General features: G+C 42.8%; 2 protein-coding genes. Both read right to left on the bottom strand.

What is annotated here, in order from left to right; all coding sequences use genetic code 11:
- Positions 1-77: 77 nt before the first annotated feature.
- Positions 78-452: a diacylglycerol kinase gene (locus Q0R35_RS06290; RefSeq protein ID WP_295615238.1), complete on the bottom strand. Its 375-nt coding sequence runs from the start codon at positions 450-452 to the stop codon at positions 78-80.
- A gap of 103 nt (positions 453-555) precedes the next feature.
- Positions 556-2463, bottom strand: a 1908-nt coding sequence (locus Q0R35_RS06295; protein WP_295615239.1) for a cyclic nucleotide-binding domain-containing protein, incomplete at its 5' end; no start/stop codon positions are given.

A 2463-nucleotide genomic window follows, 5' to 3' on the forward strand; every position in this document is an offset into this window, starting at 1 on the left:
AATTAATATTAATTCGCACGGGGTAATATTTTCACAGCTTACACCAGCACTTATTTACGATTAGTGCCGCGTATTTTTTATCTAATTGCCAGTAACTGAATCCCTTCGATAATTAGGATCGCCACCCACACAAAGATCCCAATTCCCGCAGCCGCAGCGGCGATATCTTTAATCGCGCCAATCTGGGAATTTTGTTGCGATTCGACAAAATCACACAAGATTTCGATTGCACTGTTTAGTAATTCGCCCAGCAGCATCATGCCAGTTGCCAATAGAATCAACGACAAATCGACCCATTTATGAAACGCGATCGCACCAAGCGCAATCGGGATCGATAATGCTAGTTTGTAGGCAACACTAAAATCCGTGATGACGGCAATATGCAGACCTTTGAAGATAACTTTGATTTTTTTAATCGGATGATAGCCAGGAGTACTGTACTTTCTCGACATGGAGCGATACTCCCAAATAATAATCATCTAAATAGCTGCGGTAAGCTCACAACTATCTAAATTTAGTTATAGTCAGATGCTAGCAAAAATCGGTGAGCTATGCTTAGATAGATTGCAGCGATCGCATAAATCTTTGTAACTGACGACTTTCGAGTTCTAATACCCGCCGTGCAAAGTCCCGATCGCGATTCTCGTTCCGAGAGGCTCCGCCAACGAGCAAATCGTCAAAGGCAGCTACTGGGACTGCTAAAATGCGGGTAAAATCGCCTGTAGCCACGATCGTATTCTGGGAGTCGCTATGTGCCAAGACTTCTAATTCATCGAGTGTTTGTCCTAATTTAAGCTGTTCGATCCGGACTTCTTGGTTGGGGAGATGGAAGAGAATCTGGGCGTTTCCTTCAATTAAGAGCAGGAGTTCGCGACAGGTATCGCCAGCTTCGGTAATAACTTCATCATCGGTAAAGGTGCGGAATTCGGCACGTTCGGATAGCGCGATTAATGTCTCACTATGAATCCGGTTAAAGAAGTCGCTATTAAAGAGATGTACCACTTTTTCTAATAAGGCAAATGTCTTTAGCGGCGGACATTGTTTAGATGCTGACAAGATAATCTTGACGGCTTCATTAACCAAAGATGAGCTTTGAGGATCGGTATAATTACGGGCGATTGCTTGAGAGCGAGCGAAATCGAGTTGGGCGATAATATACAGGCAAGCTGTTTGAATGAGAGGATTGCGATCGTCGAGTAATGGTGATAGAGAGTTGAGAGTTTCTTCGCTTGAATAATCGATCGCACAAGCATTTATGAGTCCTGGAAATGGTTTTAGCTGCTCAATTATTTCCGGATGCAGTCGTTGGTGCCAATCGTCTGATTCTAATAGTTCTAGTAAAACTACTGGAGCTAAATTACCCAATTGTTGGGCGAGAGAAATTGCCGATTTATCGCCTTTAAGGCTGACTATTGCTTCTAAAATATTACGGACGATTAGCTCTTTCTTATGATGAATGCTACTCTTGAGCAATAGTAAAACTGCTTGATGCTCGGATAAAATTGGTTGATTGAGTCCGCGATAGCAATTAATTAGATCTGGTAATTGAGCGAGTAAAAAATCTGCTCTGCGTAAACTGCCCGATTCTGGAGAAATTCCATTCAAAATCCAATCTTCATCTTGAGGATTAATCGAATACTGGCGGCGCAGCGCATCGATCTCGACTGAGTTGCGATCGAGACTACGATCGGGATTAGTCAGATCTTGCTGTCGCTGCAATAGCATCAGTCGTTCTAGAGATTTACGATAGCCTGTTAAGCGAATTTGATTTTCTAAGCTGCGTTTGCGATCGGGATTTAGTAATTCTGGATCTTCAATGCCTAACTCTTCTAATACCTGGCGATGTTCGTCATCGGTAATACCTAATTCCTGACGTAATTGTTGCAATACTTCTAAGCTACTAGAATAGTTAGCATATCCTTCTTCCAATGCTTCGCGCACGACCCCTTTATAAGCAGTATGTCGCTTTTCTCTAGTAAATCCAGGTAAAACTTTCGCTTGCGTAATTGACGTATCGCTAATATGTGCTTTACTACTCAATAAACCGCCAGGTTCGCTATAAATCTGCTGTACTGGAGCCATCGGACAAAAATAATTGCACCACGATTTACCACCATACAAATAGCCGACGGTAATTGCCGCAGCGATCGTAAATAATATCCACAATGCTAATACCAATCGATCGGCATCAAAAAACAAAATTCGCCCGCACAATCCGACAAATAGCCAGCTAAATTGTACATACGGATAATTCCGCCCTAACCAGGAATCGGACTTGACTTTTGCCAGTTCATAGCGAACTTTTCCCGTATTCGGATTTTTGCGTTTGAATTGTCTTTGCTTGCCCAATGCACGGGGAATTTGCGACAAAAATGACAGCGGACAAATCCTGCGCCAAACTTCATGCCCAAATACGAGCAAAATAAAGATCGACGAAGGGACGATCGCCCCCCAAAATAAGGT

The sequence above is a fragment of the Chamaesiphon sp. GL140_3_metabinner_50 genome (assembly GCF_025361915.1).
In the GTDB taxonomy this organism is placed as follows: Bacteria; Cyanobacteriota; Cyanobacteriia; order Cyanobacteriales; family Chamaesiphonaceae; genus Chamaesiphon.

Coding starts and splice junctions, on each gene's coding strand:
- Q0R35_RS06290 (WP_295615238.1), bottom strand. CDS start 452: ATGTCGAGAAAGTACAGTACTCCTGGCTATCATCCGATTAAAAAAATC.